Annotated in this window: 19 protein-coding genes and 1 tRNA gene; 13 read left to right on the forward strand and 7 right to left on the reverse strand. The window is 41.8% G+C overall.

Annotated elements, in window-relative coordinates:
* The first annotated feature begins 238 nt into the window (after positions 1-238).
* From VXP95_RS07470 to VXP95_RS07480, 3 genes are all read left to right on the forward strand, one after another.
* The gene (locus tag VXP95_RS07470) at positions 239-1,228 is read left to right on the forward strand and encodes a LysR family transcriptional regulator (protein WP_064096319.1); all 990 of its coding nucleotides are present in this window, start codon (positions 239-241) and stop codon (positions 1,226-1,228) included.
* 127 nt (positions 1,229-1,355) lie between these two features.
* Positions 1,356-2,678: a hemolysin family protein gene (locus tag VXP95_RS07475; protein ID WP_064096320.1), complete on the forward strand. Its 1,323-nt coding sequence runs from the start codon at positions 1,356-1,358 to the stop codon at positions 2,676-2,678.
* 61 nt (positions 2,679-2,739) lie between these two features.
* Positions 2,740-3,018, forward strand: coding sequence for a hypothetical protein (locus tag VXP95_RS07480; RefSeq protein WP_416680768.1), 279 nt, complete (start codon positions 2,740-2,742; stop codon positions 3,016-3,018).
* A 37-nt stretch (positions 3,019-3,055) separates the two neighbouring features.
* Here the strand turns inward: VXP95_RS07480 and VXP95_RS07485 are convergent, their stop codons facing one another.
* The gene (locus VXP95_RS07485; protein ID WP_064096322.1) at positions 3,056-3,562 is read right to left on the reverse strand and encodes a hypothetical protein; all 507 of its coding nucleotides are present in this window, start codon (positions 3,560-3,562) and stop codon (positions 3,056-3,058) included.
* A 173-nt stretch (positions 3,563-3,735) separates the two neighbouring features.
* Between VXP95_RS07485 and VXP95_RS07490 the strand changes: the two genes are divergently transcribed.
* From VXP95_RS07490 to VXP95_RS07500, 3 genes are all read left to right on the forward strand, one after another.
* Complete coding sequence (locus VXP95_RS07490; protein ID WP_416680766.1) at positions 3,736-4,464, forward strand: hypothetical protein; 729 nt, start codon at positions 3,736-3,738, stop codon at positions 4,462-4,464.
* 171 nt (positions 4,465-4,635) lie between these two features.
* Positions 4,636-4,721: transfer RNA gene (locus VXP95_RS07495), tRNA-Leu, on the forward strand.
* Between the two features lie 93 nt (positions 4,722-4,814).
* Positions 4,815-5,498, forward strand: coding sequence for a hypothetical protein (locus tag VXP95_RS07500; protein WP_416711788.1), 684 nt, complete (start codon positions 4,815-4,817; stop codon positions 5,496-5,498).
* 33 nt (positions 5,499-5,531) lie between these two features.
* On the opposite strand, the gene VXP95_RS07505 is transcribed toward VXP95_RS07500, so the two are convergent.
* The 4 genes from VXP95_RS07505 to rlmE all read right to left on the reverse strand — a co-directional run bounded on the left by VXP95_RS07505 (position 5,532) and on the right by rlmE (position 9,793).
* Complete coding sequence (locus VXP95_RS07505; protein WP_064096325.1) at positions 5,532-5,846, reverse strand: DUF5713 family protein; 315 nt, start codon at positions 5,844-5,846, stop codon at positions 5,532-5,534.
* Between the two features lie 108 nt (positions 5,847-5,954).
* Positions 5,955-6,806, reverse strand: coding sequence for a dihydropteroate synthase (gene folP / locus VXP95_RS07510; protein WP_416680764.1), 852 nt, complete (start codon positions 6,804-6,806; stop codon positions 5,955-5,957).
* Between the two features lie 314 nt (positions 6,807-7,120).
* On the reverse strand, positions 7,121-9,010 hold the full coding sequence (ftsH, locus tag VXP95_RS07515) for an ATP-dependent zinc metalloprotease FtsH (protein WP_064096474.1): 1,890 nt from the start codon (positions 9,008-9,010) through the stop codon (positions 7,121-7,123).
* Between the two features lie 132 nt (positions 9,011-9,142).
* Positions 9,143-9,793: a 23S rRNA (uridine(2552)-2'-O)-methyltransferase RlmE gene (rlmE, locus tag VXP95_RS07520; protein WP_064096327.1), complete on the reverse strand. Its 651-nt coding sequence runs from the start codon at positions 9,791-9,793 to the stop codon at positions 9,143-9,145.
* Positions 9,794-9,988: 195 nt separating this feature from the next.
* Here rlmE and yhbY point away from each other — a divergent pair, with 195 nt between their 5' ends.
* Positions 9,989-10,312, forward strand: a complete 324-nt coding sequence (gene yhbY, locus VXP95_RS07525) for a ribosome assembly RNA-binding protein YhbY (RefSeq protein ID WP_064096328.1) — start codon at positions 9,989-9,991, stop codon at positions 10,310-10,312.
* Between the two features lie 11 nt (positions 10,313-10,323).
* A complete protein-coding gene (locus VXP95_RS07530) occupies positions 10,324-10,863 on the forward strand; it encodes a DOMON-like domain-containing protein (RefSeq protein ID WP_064096329.1) in 540 nt (179 codons plus the stop codon).
* A gap of 152 nt (positions 10,864-11,015) precedes the next feature.
* Here the strand turns inward: VXP95_RS07530 and VXP95_RS07535 are convergent, their stop codons facing one another.
* Entirely contained in the window at positions 11,016-11,240 is a 225-nt protein-coding gene (locus VXP95_RS07535) for a hypothetical protein (protein WP_064096330.1), read from the reverse strand.
* Between the two features lie 102 nt (positions 11,241-11,342).
* Positions 11,343-11,831: a hypothetical protein gene (locus VXP95_RS07540; protein WP_416705870.1), complete on the reverse strand. Its 489-nt coding sequence runs from the start codon at positions 11,829-11,831 to the stop codon at positions 11,343-11,345.
* Positions 11,832-12,140: 309 nt separating this feature from the next.
* On the opposite strand from VXP95_RS07540, the gene carA reads away from it, so the two are divergent.
* The 5 genes from carA (at position 12,141) to VXP95_RS07565 (ending at position 18,304) form a co-directional block, all read left to right on the forward strand.
* Positions 12,141-13,283, forward strand: a complete 1,143-nt coding sequence (carA, locus tag VXP95_RS07545) for a glutamine-hydrolyzing carbamoyl-phosphate synthase small subunit (protein WP_064096332.1) — start codon at positions 12,141-12,143, stop codon at positions 13,281-13,283.
* A gap of 13 nt (positions 13,284-13,296) precedes the next feature.
* Positions 13,297-16,527: a carbamoyl-phosphate synthase large subunit gene (gene carB / locus VXP95_RS07550; protein WP_064102859.1), complete on the forward strand. Its 3,231-nt coding sequence runs from the start codon at positions 13,297-13,299 to the stop codon at positions 16,525-16,527.
* A 91-nt stretch (positions 16,528-16,618) separates the two neighbouring features.
* A complete protein-coding gene (gene greA, locus VXP95_RS07555; RefSeq protein ID WP_004645764.1) occupies positions 16,619-17,095 on the forward strand; it encodes a transcription elongation factor GreA in 477 nt (158 codons plus the stop codon).
* Between the two features lie 93 nt (positions 17,096-17,188).
* Entirely contained in the window at positions 17,189-17,566 is a 378-nt protein-coding gene (locus VXP95_RS07560) for a putative four-helix membrane protein (RefSeq protein WP_404793543.1), read from the forward strand.
* Between the two features lie 120 nt (positions 17,567-17,686).
* Positions 17,687-18,304, forward strand: a complete 618-nt coding sequence (locus tag VXP95_RS07565) for a CatB-related O-acetyltransferase (RefSeq protein ID WP_416705876.1) — start codon at positions 17,687-17,689, stop codon at positions 18,302-18,304.
* Positions 18,305-18,335: the final 31 nt, after the last annotated feature.

Here is an 18,335-nt window from a genome sequence, read left to right on the forward strand (position 1 = left end):
TACCTATAAAACTAGTGTATTAAGGGTTGGTCTCTAGAGAGCAAGTTACTAGATCAGCTTTCAGAAATCCCTCCTATTCCCCTTAGCAAACCCCCTTGATAATCCACCTCAACCTAAACAAATTCCATGGACTATGGTTGTTTTATCATGGCTTTTTTTTCATCGGTGCTTTACACAAAGCCCGTCAGTTATGGCATAATGAGCATAATTTCTTGTATTTATTCTCGGTATTTCTTTTATGAATCTGGAGCGAGTTGATCTCAATCTATTAATTTATCTTGATGTACTTCTTCGCGAAAAAAATGTCACCCGTGCAGCAGAACAATTGGGTGTTACCCAGCCTGCCATGAGTAATATTTTACGCCGATTACGCAATTTATTTAATGATCCCCTCCTGATTCGTTCTTCTGAAGGCATGACACCCACTGAACGTGCTTTGGAATTGCAGCCCCGCATTCGGGATGCCCTGGCTGACTTGTCCATGATTCTGGAACCGCGTACCGAGTTCCGTCCATATACCTCAAATCGTGTCTTCCGGATCATGACCTCGGATTATGCCGAAGCCACTTTAGTACCACGCTTAGTCAAAGCCTTGCGTTCAGAAGCTCCAAATGTTGTTCTCGACTTCCTGACGCCAAGTGACGTGTCTTATCGGGATATGGAGCAGGGCAAGGTCGATCTGGCAATCAACCGCTTTAATGAGATTCCGCAAAGTTTTCATCAGGTATTGGTCTGGCGTGACAGCTTTTCTTGTCTTTTAAATAACAAGCATCCTGCCGCAAGCAACTTAAACCTTAAAAGTTACCTGGATGCACAGCATATCTGGGTTTCTAAAACCGGTATGGGTGTTGGTTTCGGGGTGAATCCTGAAAAACAGGCCGGTTTAGGCTGGATTGATCAGGCTTTGGAACGTATTGGCCAGAAACGTAAGATTTCGGTATTTACCCGTCATTATCAAATGCCAGGCTTATTAGCATCCAATGTAGATCTGATTGCAACACTGCCTTCACGTATTGCGCGCTTGCAAGCCAAAAATCACAATCTGATTTTAAAAGATCCGCCGTTTTATATTCCGGAATTTGAATTGAAAATGGCGTGGTGCCCATTATTGCATCATCATCCGGCACATCGCTGGTTACGTCAGCTGATTTTATATGTTGCACGGCAAATGATTGAAGAGGAAAATCGTGAATTCCTGAGCAATAATTCTCAATTTTCAAACTATTAACCTTACAATCTTCTAAATTCTTATTTTTGAAGATTATACTTTGAGGACTTGAGCTGTCATTGTTACACCTCAAGTCTTTTTTTATGCTAAAAATATCCTAAGATATTATTTATCCACAGGTGGATTTGTGAGCCTCTTACAAAATATCGTGATTATCTTAATACTCATCGCGGGGGCCGGTTTTTTATCTTTAACAGAAATCGCCCTCGCAGGTGCCCGTAAAGTCAAACTGAAAATTCTGGCTGAATCGGGTGAACATCGCGCTCAAAAAGTTTTAGATCTACAAGAAAATTCTGCTGACTTCTTTGCAGCCTCTCAAATTGGTTTAAATGCAGTCGCCATTCTCGGTGGTATTTTAGGTGAAGGCGCTTTTCGTCCTTATATTTATAATTTTGTTTCCCGCTTTTACCAAGGACCTTGGGCTGAAAATATCAGCTTTGCGCTTTCCTTTACTGTCGTCACTTCATTATTTATTTTATTTGCGGACCTGATGCCGAAACGTCTGGCCATGATTGCGCCAGAAAAGATCGCAGTCTCAGTCATCGAGCCAATTCAGATTTTCATTAAAGTCTGTAAACCTTTGGCTTGGTTCATTAACGCGATTGCCAACATGCTGTTCCGTCTGTTTAAAGTGAATACCATCCGTGATGACAATATTACTTTTGATGATATTTCTGCAGTGATGGATGCCGGTGCACAGGCCGGTGTACTCCAGAAGCAGGAACACCATTTCATTGAAAACGTATTCGAGCTGGAAGAACGTAACGTGCCTTCGAGTATGACCACACGTGAAAATGTGGTGTTTTTCACCTTGAATGAACCTGAAGAAAGTATTCGGCAAAAGCTGGCGGAATATCCCTATTCCAAATTTTTGGTATGCAGCAATGACATTGACAGTGTGATTGGCTATGTGGACGCCAAAGACATTCTGGTGCGTATTCTGAATAACCAGTCACTGCTGCAGCTCAATGAAAATACCATCCGTAATGTCCTGACCATTCCGGATACTTTGACCTTATCGGAAGTTCTGGACCGTTTCCGCTCTACCAAGGAAAAGTTTGCCGTCGTCATTAATGAATATGCGCTGGTCGTTGGAGTGATTACCCTTTCCGATATTATGATTACCGTGATGGGTGACTGGGTGACGCCAATTGAAGCCGATCAGCAAATTATTAAACGTGACAACAATTCCTGGCTGATTGAAGGCAGCACCCCGATTGAAGACATCAAGCATGCGCTTGAAATTGATGAAATGCCTGATGATGAAAACTATGAAACCATCGCTGGCTTCATGATGTATAAATTACGCAAGATTCCACGTCCTGCAGATGCAGTGATATTTGGGGCTTATAAGTTTGAAGTGGTGGATGTCGATCATTTTAAAATTGACCAGTTACTGGTGACCCGCTTAATCGAAACCAATTCAGTTATTCAAGAAGAATCAGATTAGTCTGGTTCTTCTTTCTAAGAAATAGTCAAAATTATTCTAATAAAAAATCATAAGGTGAGTGATGAATATTTCTGCATTATTGGCATGTCTGTTTTTTTATTCCGCCCTATATTTATTTTATTTCTTTTTTGCCAAACTGCAGAATCCCCTGCTTTTACTGGCAGCCATCATTCTGATGGTTTTAACCGTTTTCATTATTCCCTATCCGCATGAACGTCGCCGACAAGGTTTCGACTCGACCTTGAGATTTGGAGAGTATTTTTATTGGCCCTTGATCACTTGGTGGCGTTTATTTATTTTGCCCATCAGCTGGCTCATTTCACTGATCTATCGCGATTAAAAAGCACCCGAAGGTGCTTTTTAAAACTATTTATAATTTAGACTTTCGCTAATAAAGCCTCTAGAACAGCTTGATAGTGAATCTGGATATCATCTTCTAAAATTTTATAAGCATTATCGAATTGCACCATAGGCCAGCCTTCTTTCCAGAACGGAAAAATATTGTGCAGGTCATGAGTAACAATGGCATCTTCACGCACAATTGCTTGTGCAATTTGTGACAGTACCTGTGCAGTTTCAGCACCATCAATCGCCATATAATCGATACCGTGTGCTTTTAAAATACGGATCCGGTCTTTTTTATAACGGATTTTTTTGATCTGTGCCGAATTTAAACCCAAAGCCAAAGATACCGCCTCAACAAATTTGTCTTCAAATGACTGATTCAATGCTACCAAGGCTGCTTTATGTGCTTCCTGACGACCAGCTTTACCACCCTGACGAATTGCTGCTTGCGCCTCAGTATTTAGCTCATCCTTTTTCATACTTTGCAGGATGTCTAAAATTTCGATGTCGCTTAACGCCTGAGGAGATTGATCAGTCATAAACTGTCCTTAAAAAATAAATCTTGAATGGACTATTTTCGCATAATTCGACGCTAAAAAATCAAAATCTTCATGATTAAAACAGCGCTACGTTCTGAAACTGCATTTCTTCTGCGATTTTGCGCCAAATCGACTATAGTGCTTCATCTAAATATTAAATTAATCTTAGGATGATGCCCACTAGACAAGTGACGCTGTTGTTACAGCAGCTTAAACGACAGTATCCGGCTGCATTTAAAGGAAATTACCTGTTCTATAGCCAGATCAAAATTCGAGGAATCTGGGATAAAGCCAAGTCTTTTATTCCATGGACTTTGGCCGCCATGATTTTTATTCCCCTCAGTTTGATGTCACGAGATCTGCTAGAGCATGCTTTTATGCAAATCAGCGAATTTCAGGCACAGAGTTATGCCATTTTAGGCATTCTGTTGTTCCTGATGTTGAGTCTTACCTTGATTTTGCAACAGATTCAACATTCTTCTTATTCATTGTACCAGTCATTGCGTCACACTCCGATCAAAATGGCTATTGTGATTCTTTTGCTAGCCTTAAATTTACTGTTTATGAAAAGCAGTTTGCTGATGTGGGCTCTCTTCTTCTTTGGTGTGAGCTTTGGCTTTGTACGCTTTTATCGGGAGAATTTATTCCGAACAAATAGCCAGAATGCTGAACATTACCAGCTGCAACAATTACGTAAAATCTGCTTCTGGGCTTATAAACAGACCTGTCTGATCCGACTAAAATTACGTTTTTATTCAAGCCATGATCCTCGGCATGCCGAACTAAAACAGCAATTAAATCACTATGCCGGGTTATATACGCGACTGCTGAAATATGAGCATCAATATTGCAAAACCATCAAGTATCTGGACATCGATAGTTATCTGAAAGATAACTCATAGTAATATCAATCACTCTTAATTCTCTCTATTAAATATCTACAACTCTTCATTAAGAGAACAGGTAGATAGACCTAGTTTGTAGATAAGAAGTGATGGAATTGCTTGAAAAGAAAGCGATCATTTAGAAATTTGCTTGCCAAGCTTTATTTCGTCCTCTATTATTGCGCACATGCCCGAGTGGTGAAATCGGTAGACACAGGGGATTTAAAATCCCCCGCCCACAAAGCGTGCCAGTTCGAGTCTGGCCTCGGGCACCATTTTAATTTTTATTAAAATGGTGCAATAAAAAACCCAGCATTGTGCTGGTTTTTTTGTGCCTGAATTTTATATTTTTTAGCGCGAAATCCCCCATGTCAGAATTAAAACACTTCGATCTCGCCACATTACAATTACGTCATCCAGACGCTTTTTTCCTGAAGTTGCATTATAGCCGCTTTAAATTTAATGCCCTGCAAAATATCCAGTTTGTTATCGCGATTAATTTACTGTCCCTTCTGGTCTGTGTAGCCTGTAGTATCAGCTCTGTATTTCTGGAATATTATTTTTTCAAAAATGCCACGATTGCCTTTAATGTCACCTTAATTATGCTGATGGCACTACTGTATCCTTATATTTGTTATGCGCAATATCAGGCACAGTACAGCTCCAAAGCCTATGGTCAGCGTTTGCAACATTGCCTCTATCTGCAAATTCTAATTTTTCTATGTTTGCTGCTTAACCTTTATCTGGTTCATTCGGATGTGCTAGTCATTATCAGCATGATTTTTTTAGCGATTTCCTCCTTTGGGGTGGTCATCCTAGAACCTTTATTTAAAAGCTCCTGTAGCGCAATTGATCAGATCAAATTGCAGAAACTCCGGCAACTGGCTTTTTGGGCTTATCAACAATCCAGATCAAAAACACCACAACCAATTCAAGGTCAGTCAGATCTGCAAGCTTATTACCAGAATCTGTATCAGCAATGCATGAATGAAGAGCAACTATTATTAGGCTCGATTCGCTTTAATAGCTTTAAAGAGTATTTCAATAGATAATAAAAAACCCTGCAGCTGCAGGGTTTTCTTAAATCACCATTCACGATTGGTAATCAGTTCTTCCATTTCAATCTCGAACAGACCATGCTCTTGCACCACCATCATCATGGCTTCGGCAATATAATCTGCAGCGCTATCATCCAGAGATGAATCCAGATCTTCAAACTGAGGTTTCATGACATTAATATCAGCCACAGTCAGATTGGCAAGCTGGTAAATTTCTTGATCTGACAAACCTGATTTAGCGACTTTTTGGGCAAAACGTTCGATGTGCTGCTTGATTTCAGCAACCAGAATATCGGGATAATATTCATCATCGAACATGGGGAGAAGTAAATCTGCAAACATTACAGGCACTCTAAAGGATGACTATCTAATCTAAGCGTGCCTATATAGCATATTGTTGCTTAAAAGCCAAACAACATTGCCAATGTAGGGATTTCCCAGCCTCGCTTTCTAAGCCATTTGCATGGCTTGCCAGACTTTAATCGCATCGGCTGTAGCCTTAACATCATGTGCCCGTACCATGCAGGCACCTTGCTGAATACTCAGTAAATGTGCTGTTGCAGAGCCTACTGCCCGCTCTTGCGGTACTGCACCATCTAGAACTGTCCCGATAAAGCGTTTACGAGATAAAGCAGACAGAATCGGATAGCCCATTTCTGTCAGTTTATAAAATTCGTTCAGCAGCTGTAAATTTTGCTGGGCATTTTTAGCGAAACCAAAACCCGGATCAATCATGATATTTTCCGCTTTTACTCCCACATCCAAGGCATCCTGAACGCGTTGGGATAACTCGCGAATCACATCAACAGTAACATCCTCATATTGATCCAGATTGTTCATTGTGGTTGGTTCACCGCGCATATGCATGATGATCACTGGAATATTCAGCTCTGCTGCGGTCTGCAATGCATTCGGCCGAGTCAAAGCACGAACATCATTCCAGATATGTGCTCCGGCCTGAACCGCTGCACGAATCACTTCAGGTTGCGACGTATCAATCGAAAGAATGACCTTATGTTTGGATAAAGCTTCAACGACAGGCACCACGCGGTGAATTTCTTCCTCCACTTCCACTGCTGCTGCACCTGGACGGGTTGATTCACCACCAATATCAATTACGGTCGCGCCTTCGGCCATCATTTCCAGTGCGCGGGCGACTGCATCTTCTTTTTGATTATGCCGGCCACCATCACTAAAAGAGTCCGGGGTGACATTGAGAATCCCCATTACATGCGGCTGGGATAAGTCCAATTTTAAATCACCAAATGTCCATACATGTGGTAACAAAGGCATCAGCTGCATGATTCAATACTCATTTCACAATAACCCCAATATTGTCTTATGGATAGTTAATTAAAGCAAAGATGAATATAACCAATACTTAAATTTTAAAGCAGGTTTTATTTGAATAATGCATAAGTTGGCATTACGGTCATTCTTTCATCTGCAGCCATTCACTTTCTAATATGCTGTAGATATTTGCTATCTTAAATAGTTGAATAATCTCATTCTCATAGTTTATTTTGATGTTATATCGTTTATAGCAAAATCATTTATTAACCCGTGGCTCAAATGGCTGCAATAAAAAACCACCCGAAGGTGGTTTTTTATTAAGCTTAATTGGCTGGCAATGGTGGAGGTGTCAACGGGCCATCATTTGGTGTTACGTCAATCACAGGATTTTCTGCAACATAAACTTTTGGGGGTTGAGGTTCACGACCTTCCATAATGTCACGGATTTGATCCCGATCAATGGTTTCCCATTCCATTAAAGCTTTCACCATCGCATGGGCAACATCTTTTTTACTTTCCAGGATATTGCGTGCGACTTTATATTGTTCATCCAGAATTCGACGAATTTCACGATCAACTTCTAGTTGTGTGGTTTCCGAAATACTGCGGCTGCCAATACTGCCCATAAATGATTGCTGTGCATCTTCTTCATAGACCATGACTCCTAATTTGTCAGACATACCGTATTTGGTCACCATCGCACGTGCCATTTTGGTTGCACGTTCAAAGTCATTGGAAGCGCCTGTTGACATCTGGTTAATAAAGACTTCTTCAGCAATACGACCACCAAACAAAATAGAAATTTCATTCAGCATTTTATCTTTGTAATGGCTGGTTTGGTCAAATTCAGGCAGCTGCCAGGTAACACCTAAAGCCCAACCACGTGGCATGATCGTTACTTTATGCACAGGATCTGTACCTGGTAAACTTTCAGCAACAATTGCATGGCCTGCTTCATGATAAGCCGTCGCTCGACGCTCTTCCTCACGAAGGACCATCGACTTACGTTCAGGACCCATATACAACTTGTCTTTTGCATCTTCAAAGTCATGCATATCGACAGTGTTTTTGTTACGGCGTGCAGCAAACAAAGCAGCTTCGTTCACCAGATTGGCCAATTGGGCGCCGGAGAAGCCTGGTGTACCACGTGCAAGCACTTTAACATCCACACCTGTCACTGAAGGCAATTTTTTCAAATGTACATTCAGAATTTGCTCACGACCCTTGATATCTGGCAAGCCAACAACAACCTGACGGTCAAAACGGCCTGGACGAAGTAAAGCTTTATCCAGTACATCTGCACGGTTGGTTGCAGCAATAACGATAATACCTTCATTACCTTCGAAGCCGTCCATTTCTACCAGCATCTGGTTGAGGGTCTGTTCACGTTCATCGTGACCACCACCCGTACCTGAACCACGATGACGACCGACAGCATCAATCTCATCAATAAAGATGATACATGGTGCATGGCGTTTTGCCTGTTCGAACATATCACGTACACGTGATGCACCGACACCGACAAACATTTCAACGAAGTCGGAACCTGAAATACTAAAGAATGGAACTTTAGCTTCACCTGCAATGGCTTTAGCAAGTAGAGTCTTACCTGTACCTGGAGGCCCCACCATTAACACACCGCGTGGAATACTTGCACCCAGACGTTTAAATTTGGTTGGATCTTTGAGGAAATCTACGATTTCAACCACTTCCTGCTTGGCTTCATCACAACCAGCTACATCGGTAAAAGTGACTTTAATCTGGTCTTCAGACAGCATTTTGGCTTTAGATTTACCAAAACTCATTGGGCCGTTTTTACCACCTGCACCGCCACCCATGTTGCGCATAAAGAACATGAATAACAAAATGATTAAAAGTACAGGGAAACTTGCAATAAGCAACTGCATGAGCAAGCCTTGACGCTGTGGTGCTTCACCTTCGACCACAACATTATTTTTAATGAGGCTTGGCATCAGCTCAGGATCCTGAACTGCCGGACGAATACTTTCAAACTCTGAACCGTTTGTTTTTTCGCCACGGATTCTTTCGCCGTCAATCACAACTTGTTTAATTTGGCCAGCATTGACCGCGGCAACAAACTCTGAGTAGTTCATTGTAGTCGGTTGATTGCGGTCACTGACGTTGCTGAAGATTAACACCAGCACACCCAGTATCACGAGCCACAATACGGCATTCTTAAAAAGATCGCTCAAAGCTTTATTCCCATTCCAATCTAATTTGATCATGCCCTGTTCAGGGTGACCTTAATACTTAAGCTGTAAATCAACTTACAATTATATGAAAACGTACAAAATGCACAATTTTTAACGACTTGGCAAGTAGACTTATTTTAAAGCCTTCTTACGTCCCTGCCCGATCAGGAAAACTTCCTTGGAGCGAGCACGTGATGCCAAAGGTTTAGATGTTTTAAGAACATCAAAACTATCAACCACTTGCTTACGAAATTCGTCAAAACCTGAGCCTTGGAAAACTTTTACCACAAATTGACCTTTGGGGCCTAACACCTTATTGGCAAAATCCAGTGCAAGTTCACACAAGTAAATCTGACGCGGTTGATCTACAGCCTTATTACCTGATGTATTGGGGGCCATATCTGAAATTACAACGTCTACAGTACGACCATCTAAAATTTCTAACAGTTTCTGGAAGACTTCTTCCTCCCGAAAGTCGCCCTGCAAGAACGTTACATCCGGTAATGCATCCATTGGTAAAATATCAGATGCAATCAATAAACCCTTATCACCGACTAACTTACCGGCAATTTGCGACCAACTGCCGGGTGCTGCACCCAAGTCAACCACAGTCATGCCCGGTTTGATGATTTTGTACTTTTCTTGCATCTCTAAGAGCTTATATGCTGCACGCGCACGATAGCCTTCCTTCTGTGCTTTTTTCACATAAGGATCGTCTAAATGCTCTCTCATCCAATCACGACTACTTTTAGATAACTTTTGGTTGGTAATGCGTGTAGCCATAACTCTCTAAATAAAAAAACGTCTAATTATTAATTGTACGTGAAAAAGACATATTTTGCAGTATACATGTGTATCTAAATCTAGGAGTTTTGCTCCTTATCAGGAGATATGCGCAGTGATTATTTCCTGATAATTTAAAGCGTTTGTTTTTTGATTTTGCTATACTAAGCCGTTTTAAAATTCAGGTTATCTCTCATGGCGTCTTTATCTATTCAGGAACGTAAGCGTTTACGTCAAATCGGACATGCTTTAAACCCGGTGGTTATGCTGGGTGACAAAGGCCTGACTGAAAATGTTATCGAAGAATTGGCGCGTGCTTTAAACGACCACGAACTGATTAAAGTAAAAATCGTGGCCGAAGATCGCGAAGCACGTTCAGCACTGATTACTGAAATTGCAGAAGCAACTGGCGCTGAGGTGGTTCAAACTATTGGTAAGATTGCACTGCTTTACAAGAAAGCTGCAAAACAAAACCAAAAATTGTCCAACCTTGTCCGTTTCGCTCATCTTTCAAACTAAGTACAGGACTTATGGCAAGTTACGAACTTAGCGCATTTGATCGCCGTTTTCAGGCCATCTCTCTGGTTGCCGCCATTGAACAGCAAGGCCCATGCAGTTTAAATGTGGGCTTCTGGATTCGTGATCCCAATCAGTACATCCTGTGGCCCGACATGGTGACGGCTCATCCTCGTCAGGATTTCCTGTGGGAACAGACCTGCTTCGAAATTTTTATTGGGGTTCAGGGTGAAGATTTTTATCGTGAGATTAATCTCTCCCCTTCTCAGGCCTGGCAGGCTTATCAATTTGAAGAATACCGTTATCCTGAAGATATGCCACCGCAGGCTGCGAATGATATTGAGTTGAATCAGCTCAAACGTACGCATTATGGTCTCAATGTCAGTCTGGATCTGACTGATTTTATGGCAACCCATAAACTGAAATGGGAAAACTTGTTCCTGGGTTTATCTGCTGTTCTAAAAACCTCGCAAGGTGATCAGTTCTATGCCATGCAGCATAGTAGCCCTCAGGCAGATTTTCATAATAAACGCGACTGGCTGCACATATTTTAAACAGGTTGATGCCAGATGTTAGCTATTTAAACGGGTAACAGGCGAATAAAACGTGAGACTTGAAGTCTCACGTTTTTTGTTTAAAACAATAAAATCATATTGATCGTGTATTTCATTATTATGGAGTTTAGATCATTTCCCGTGTACATGTTTTAATGATGCAGATGATGCTGTTCCTGAATAGATTTCACGGCAGCAAAGAGTATAAAAGCAAAAGTAATGATCATTAGAAGAATGCTCCCAAACACTGGTCCGAGTATTCCAAGACATAACAGGATTACACCCAGATAAAGTATGCGCCTCAATCCGCTTTCCAGATTCAGCAGCATGATCAATATCAGTAAAATAAGTACACCTATAAAATAATGCTGTGGCATCGTGACCCCCTCTAATTGTTATTGTGAGTCCGTTTTGCTGCATAAAGACAAAGGAGAACATATCATTGTTCTCCTTTTTAAATAGCGGCCTTTCAGCGCAGCCTAACTTTTCAGCTCAGGACTTTTGTATGAGCTTTCCGTCTTCATGACGGGTTTAACTTTTTTCAATACTTCAATGGTACTGTCTTTAGAACGTTTAAACGTACCAGTCAAATGCTCTTTATGCTTGGTCGAAATCTGACTGACATCTTCTTTCAGCTCTTTACCCAGATTGGACAGGTCTTCAATGACCGCGCTGAATTCTGTCTTGATAAAGCTTTTTAATTCAGTTAATTCTTTCTGCGAACCGAAAATCTGCTCTTTTAAAGTATCAATACGCTGCAACACTTCCTGCTTTAATTGACGCAATTGTTCCTGCACAGTATCAGTTAACTGCTTCGCTTCGACCTCAAGCTTTTCTTTACTTTCTTCGATGGTTTCAATTGCCTGATCTTTAGCCTCAACCGCCACTTTTTCAAGCTTTTCGGCAGTTTCACTGACTACGCTTGGGGTAACTTTTTTAGATGTAGTAGATTTCGGGGCTGTAGTCATTTGTCTTATTCCTATTGTTATGTTGACTTAAGCTATATTAGTAGATCTGATAAAAATTAAGATTTGATTTGTCTGACAATTATTAATTGCTTACATTTTTTCACATTGTCTACAAAACAGACTTCCATGCAAAAAGCAAGCCCTTTATCTCATACTTTCGCTGCAAAGCCATTGGACTTCAAGGGTCATTCTGCGTATAATGCCGTGTTAAGTTCAAGCGAGCAGACATAGGAGGGTTGGTTAAAAAAATAGCCTTCCTTTTTTTTCGTCTTCTCGCTTTTTTACAGCCTAAATTTCAGGAGCTTTGGTTTGAGCACCCCAGCAATTTTAGCCCTAGCCGACGGAACTATCTTTAAAGGTACTTCGATTGGCGCACCGGGTAGTACGACTGGCGAAGTCGTTTTCAACACTGCCATGACTGGCTATCAAGAAATTTTGACTGATCCAAGTTATGCACAGCAACTTGTAACTTTAACTTACCCACATATCGGTAACACGGGTTGCAATGAAGAAGACACAGAATCAGGTCGTATTCATAAAGTATGGGCGAACGGTTTAATTATCCGTGACCTTCCTTTATTACACAGTAACTTCCGTGCTGAACAATCACTAGGTGAATATTTAGTACAGCACAATGTAGTTGCCATTGCTGACATCGACACGCGACGATTAACACGTATCTTACGTGATAAAGGTGCACAAAACGGCTGTATCCTTGCAGGCGAAAACATCACTGAAGAAGAAGCACTCGAAAAAGCACGCGCATTCGGTGGTTTGAATGGTTTAGACCTTGCAAAAGAATGTTGTGATCCTGACGGCTTCGAGTGGACTGAAGGTTCTTGGACTCTTGGAAAAGGCTTCTCCCAACCTGAACTTAAATTTCATGTTGTTGCATACGATTACGGTGTCAAAACCAACATCTTACGTATGCTCGCAGACCGCGGTTGTAAATTGACTGTTGTGCCTGCGCAAACTCCTGCTGCTGACGTACTTGCACTGAATCCAGATGGCGTGTTCTTATCGAACGGCCCTGGCGATCCGGCTGCATGTGACTACGCAATTGAAGCTGTAAAAACAATTGTAGAAGATGCCCGCAACGTACCTGTATTTGGTATCTGCCTGGGTCATCAAATTCTTGCGCTTGCAAGCGGTGCTCAGACTGTGAAAATGCCTCACGGTCACCACGGTGCCAACCATCCTGTACAGAACATCGAAACTGGTACAGTGATGATTACTTCACAAAACCATGGCTTTGCAGTGGATGCAGATACATTGCCTGCAAACCTTAAAGCGACGCACAAATCGCTGTTCGACCAAACCCTTCAAGGGATTCATCGTACAGACAAGCCTGCGTTCAGCTTCCAGGGTCACCCTGAAGCAAGCCCTGGTCCACATGACTGCGCACCATTGTTCGATCATTTCATCGAACTTATCGAAGCATCTAAGAAGTAATTAAGGAAGCATCATGGCTAAACGTACAGACATTAAAAGCATCTTAATTCTTGGTGCTGGTCCTATTGTGATTGGTCAGGCGTGTGAGTTTGACTATTCAGGCGCGCAAGCGTGTAAAGCTCTTCGTGAAGAAGGCTACCGTGTTATTTTGGTGAACTCTAACCCAGCAACCATTATGACCGACCCTGCAATGGCAGATGCAACGTATATCGAACCGATTACCTGGCAAACTGTTGCAGCGATCATTGAGAAAGAACGTCCAGACGCAGTTCTTCCTACTATGGGTGGTCAAACAGCATTGAACTGTGCCCTTGCCCTTGATGAGCACGGCATTTTAGAAAAATATAATGTTGAATTGATCGGTGCGACCAAAGAAGCAATCGAAAAAGCTGAAGACCGTAAACTGTTTGACCAGGCAATGCGTAAAATCGGTCTTGAATGTCCGAAAGCTGACATTGCCGAGTCAATGGAAGAAGCTTTAGAAATTCAAGCACGCTTCGGCTTCCCTGTGATTATCCGTCCATCATTCACCATGGGTGGTTCAGGCGGCGGTATTGCATACAACAAAGAAGAATTCATTGAAATCTGTGAACGCGGTTTCGATCTTTCTCCAACCAAACAGTTATTGATCGATGAATCATTAATTGGCTGGAAAGAATACGAAATGGAAGTTGTTCGTGACAAAAACGACAACTGTATCATTGTATGTACCATTGAAAACTTTGACCCAATGGGCGTGCATACAGGTGACTCAATCACTGTTGCTCCTGCTCAAACGCTTACAGATAAAGAATTCCAGTTACTACGTAACGCTTCTTTAGCTGTACTTCGTGAAATTGGTGTTGAAACAGGTGGTTCGAACGTTCAGTTCGGTATTAACCCGAAAGATGGCCGTATGGTTGTGATCGAGATGAACCCGCGTGTTTCTCGTTCATCTGCGCTTGCATCGAAAGCAACTGGTTTCCCGATTGCGAAAATCGCTGCAAAACTGGCTGTAGGTTACACGCTTGATGAGCTGAAAAATGACATCACTGGCGGTACAACACCTGCATCATTCGAACCTGCAATCGACTACGTTGTAACCAAGATTCCTCGTTTTAACTTCGAGAAATTCCCACAAGCTGATGCGACTTTAACTACACAGATGAAATCTGTCGGTGAAGTCATGGCGATTGGTCGTAACTTCCAGGAATCTGTACAAAAAGCCCTTCGTGGTCTTGAAGTGGGTGCTTCTGGTTTTGACGAAAAAATTGAAGTGGGTGCTGAAGGCGCGCGCGACAAAATCTTGCAAGAACTTAAAGTACCAGGTCCAGAGCGTATCTGGTATGTGGGCGACGCATTCCGTCACGGCTTTACTTTAGACGAAGTATTTGCTGCAACGAACATTGACCGCTGGTTCTTGATTCAAATCGAAGACATCATTAAAACTGAAAACCAGATCAAAACTTTAGGTTTTGGTGATTTAAATGCGGAGAATATCCGTAGCTTTAAACGTAAAGGTTTATCAGATCTTCGCATTGCGGACTTAATGGGTATTTCACAAAAACAATTCCGTAAACACCGTTGGAATCTGGGCGTAACGCCAGTTTACAAACGTGTCGATACATGTGCTGCAGAATTCGAATCTGATACAGCGTACATGTATTCAACTTACGATGAAGAGTGTGAAGCCAACCCTTCAACCCGTGACAAGATCATGGTGATTGGTGGCGGTCCTAACCGTATTGGTCAAGGGATCGAATTCGATTACTGCTGTGTACACGCGGCGCTTGCAATGCGTGAAGATGGTTATGAAACCATTATGGTGAACTGTAACCCTGAAACGGTGTCTACAGATTATGACACTTCAGATCGTTTGTACTTCGAACCAATTACGTTGGAAGATGTACTTGAAATCGTACGTATCGAGAAGCCTAAAGGCATTATCGTACAGTACGGTGGTCAAACACCATTGAAATTGGCGCGTGCTTTAGAAGAAGCTGGTGCACCAATCATTGGTACATCACCTGACGCGATTGACCGCGCAGAAGACCGTGAACGTTTCCAGCAAATGATTCAACGTCTGCAACTTCGTCAACCAAACAACAGCATCGTAAAATCTGCTGAAGAAGGTATGGCTGAAGCGTCTAAAGTTGGCTACCCGCTTGTAGTACGTCCTTCTTACGTCCTTGGTGGTCGCGCGATGGAAATCGTGTACAACGATGAAGAATTAAAACGCTACTTACGTGATGCGGTTCAAGCATCTAACGAAGCGCCTGTTCTTCTTGACCGCTTCCTGGATGACGCAATCGAAGTTGACGTAGACTGCGTATCTGACGGTAAAGACGTGGTGATCGGTGGTATCATGCAGCACATCGAACAAGCGGGTATTCACTCAGGTGACTCAGCATGTTCTATTCCTCCTTACTCTTTATCTAAAGAAGTACAGGACGAAATGCGTCGTCAAACCGTTGCTATGGCGAAAGAGCTAGGCGTAATCGGTTTGATGAACGTACAGTTTGCAGTGAAAGGCGATGACGTTTACATCCTGGAAGTGAACCCACGTGCATCACGTACAGTTCCATTCGTATCTAAATGTATCGGTGAATCGCTTGCAAAAGTGGCTGCACGTTGTATGGCAGGTCAATCTCTTGAGTCGCAAGGCTTTACATCAGAGATTATTCCTGAGCACTTCTCTGTCAAAGAAGCCGTGTTCCCGTTCAACAAATTCCCTGGTGTTGACCCAATCCTTGGCCCTGAGATGAAATCGACTGGCGAAGTGATGGGCGTTGGTAAAACATTTGGTGAAGCGTTCTATAAAGCTGTTTTAGGTGCAAACGAGCGTTTACCAGGTCTTCCAACTGAAGGCGAAGTAAAACACGCATTTATCTCTGTACGTGACTCAGATAAACCACGTGCTGCTGGCATTGCGAAACAATTAATTGACCTAGGCTTCAAGATTCTTGCGACTGATGGTACATTTAAAGTGATTAGCGAAGCTGGTCTGGAATGCGAACGTGTCAATAAAGTAACTGAAGGTCGTCCTAACATTGTGGACCGTATCAAAAACGGCGAAATCCACCTTGTGATTAACACGACTGAAGGCAAAAAGGCACAAGAAGACTCATTCTCGATCCGTCGTTCAGCGCTTCAAGGTAAAGTGTATAACACAACTACATTGAATGGTGCGGACGCTGTATGCCAAGCTTTAGCAATTAAATTGCCAATGGATGTATATCGTTTGCAAGACCTAACTAAAGGTTAATTCGCTTCCAAGAAGTCCCGCTACCTTCTTGGTGGCGGGCTTTTTTTTATTTATAGATTTTATATCTTTCAACTGACTTTTGAGGGACAACATGCAACGTTATCCTATGACACCTGAAGGCAAAATTGCCTTAGAGAAAGAATTACACCAACTGAAAACAGTTGATCGCCCACGTATCACCGCTTCGATTGCGGAAGCTCGTGAACACGGCGACTTAAAAGAAAATGCAGAATACCATGCAGCACGTGAACAGCAAGGTTTCTGTGAAGGCCGTATTCAGGACATCGAAGGCAAACTGGGTGCAGCTCAGGTGATCGATGTCAAAGAACTGGAACAGAATGGTCGTGTGGTTTTTGGTGTAACAGTCACGATTGAAAATCTGGATACTGAAGAACAGAAAACCTACAAAATTGTAGGCGATGACGAAGCAGACTTTAAGATTAACAAGATCTCTGTAAACTCGCCGATTGCACGTGGTCTTTTAGGTAAAAACGAAGGCGACGATGTGAAAATCAATACACCAAACGGTGAAGTTGAATACGAAATTGTGAAAGTTGAATATCTTTAAAATTTAAAGCTGTTTAATTTAAAGCCCCTCGATTGAGGGGTTTTTTGCAATTTATAGTATAAAATATAATCAGCAATATTACTAAAAAATAAAATGATCAAAATCATCTTCGTCAGCATCTCAACTATCTTATTCAGTACTCAAGTCTTCGCTAGAGGATACAGAGGTGATTCTAATGATTTCATTAATTTAATTATCGGATTTATTTTTGTAATTGGATCATTATTTTTTTATATATACTCTTATCTCTCATGGCAAGAAAGGCAGCAATGTAGCGAGAAACCCACATCTAAAGATGGTCTACTCCACTGGATTTTTATATTAATTGGGTATGCAATTATTGCCTTCTTCGCATCAATACCCATAACATTGATTGCTAAGTTTCTAATACAGACAGATGAAAAATTAACAATATTAACTTACACTTTTTTTATAATGTTCAGCCTCTTATTATTTCTCCGCAGAACATAAAAATTACTTAACTTCTCTTTATCGCAGTATATTTATATTTTCAATCTCCCCAAACCCCTCTTTACAAAAGAGGGGTTTAACTGCTGTATAATCCCACTACCCCATTAACATCGTTTTTCCATGTCTGAAAAGTTAATCAATTCCCCTGTCAATCATTGGTGTGAGTTCGAATTCATCTCCAAAACTGTGAAAAACCCCAACATCCACATCAAAGGCAATTACTCTTATTATTCAGCTTATTGGGATCAAGGCTTTGAACGTTGTGTCGTGCGCTATTTGCACGACAAACCCGCCACAGCAGAAAAACCTATTGATCAGCTCTTTATTGGCAATTTTGTCTGCTTTGGTGCGGAATGTGTGATTATGATGGGGGGCAATCAATTGCATCGTACCGACTGGATTTCAGCATTTCCGTTCGATACACGGGGTTTTGAGCTTGCGGGTGACACGATCATTGGTGATGGTTGCTGGATTGGTTCGCGTGCCATGATTATGCAAGGCGTAACCCTCGGTGAGGGTGCTGTGGTAGCTACGGGTGCAGTCGTGACCAAAGATGTACCCGCATATGCAGTAGTGGGTGGTGTACCTGCAAAGATTATCAAATACCGCTTTCCACAGGAAGATATACACAAACTGCTTTCTTTAAAAATCTATGACATTGATGAAAAGCAGTTTTTAAAAATCCGTGAACAATTACAAACAGATGACATTCAGCAACTGGCACTTTATTTAACATAGAGACCTTAAATACTGCTCAGTCCAATATCGA

Origin of the sequence: Acinetobacter sp. 226 (assembly GCF_048147925.1) — a bacterium.
Taxonomy (GTDB): Bacteria; Pseudomonadota; Gammaproteobacteria; order Pseudomonadales; family Moraxellaceae; genus Acinetobacter; species Acinetobacter pecorum.

Coding starts and splice junctions, on each gene's coding strand:
- VXP95_RS07470 (WP_064096319.1), top strand. CDS start 239: ATGAATCTGGAGCGAGTTGATCTCAATCTATTAATTTATCTTGATGTA.
- VXP95_RS07480 (WP_416680768.1), top strand. CDS start 2,740: ATGAATATTTCTGCATTATTGGCATGTCTGTTTTTTTATTCCGCCCTA.
- VXP95_RS07485 (WP_064096322.1), bottom strand. CDS start 3,562: ATGACTGATCAATCTCCTCAGGCGTTAAGCGACATCGAAATTTTAGAC.
- VXP95_RS07490 (WP_416680766.1), top strand. CDS start 3,736: ATGCCCACTAGACAAGTGACGCTGTTGTTACAGCAGCTTAAACGACAG.
- VXP95_RS07500 (WP_416711788.1), top strand. CDS start 4,815: ATGTCAGAATTAAAACACTTCGATCTCGCCACATTACAATTACGTCAT.
- VXP95_RS07505 (WP_064096325.1), bottom strand. CDS start 5,846: ATGTTTGCAGATTTACTTCTCCCCATGTTCGATGATGAATATTATCCC.
- folP (WP_416680764.1), bottom strand. CDS start 6,806: ATGCAGCTGATGCCTTTGTTACCACATGTATGGACATTTGGTGATTTA.
- rlmE (WP_064096327.1), bottom strand. CDS start 9,793: ATGGCTACACGCATTACCAACCAAAAGTTATCTAAAAGTAGTCGTGAT.
- yhbY (WP_064096328.1), top strand. CDS start 9,989: ATGGCGTCTTTATCTATTCAGGAACGTAAGCGTTTACGTCAAATCGGA.
- VXP95_RS07530 (WP_064096329.1), top strand. CDS start 10,324: ATGGCAAGTTACGAACTTAGCGCATTTGATCGCCGTTTTCAGGCCATC.
- VXP95_RS07535 (WP_064096330.1), bottom strand. CDS start 11,240: ATGCCACAGCATTATTTTATAGGTGTACTTATTTTACTGATATTGATC.
- VXP95_RS07540 (WP_416705870.1), bottom strand. CDS start 11,831: ATGACTACAGCCCCGAAATCTACTACATCTAAAAAAGTTACCCCAAGC.
- carB (WP_064102859.1), top strand. CDS start 13,297: ATGGCTAAACGTACAGACATTAAAAGCATCTTAATTCTTGGTGCTGGT.
- greA (WP_004645764.1), top strand. CDS start 16,619: ATGCAACGTTATCCTATGACACCTGAAGGCAAAATTGCCTTAGAGAAA.
- VXP95_RS07560 (WP_404793543.1), top strand. CDS start 17,189: ATGATCAAAATCATCTTCGTCAGCATCTCAACTATCTTATTCAGTACT.
- VXP95_RS07565 (WP_416705876.1), top strand. CDS start 17,687: ATGTCTGAAAAGTTAATCAATTCCCCTGTCAATCATTGGTGTGAGTTC.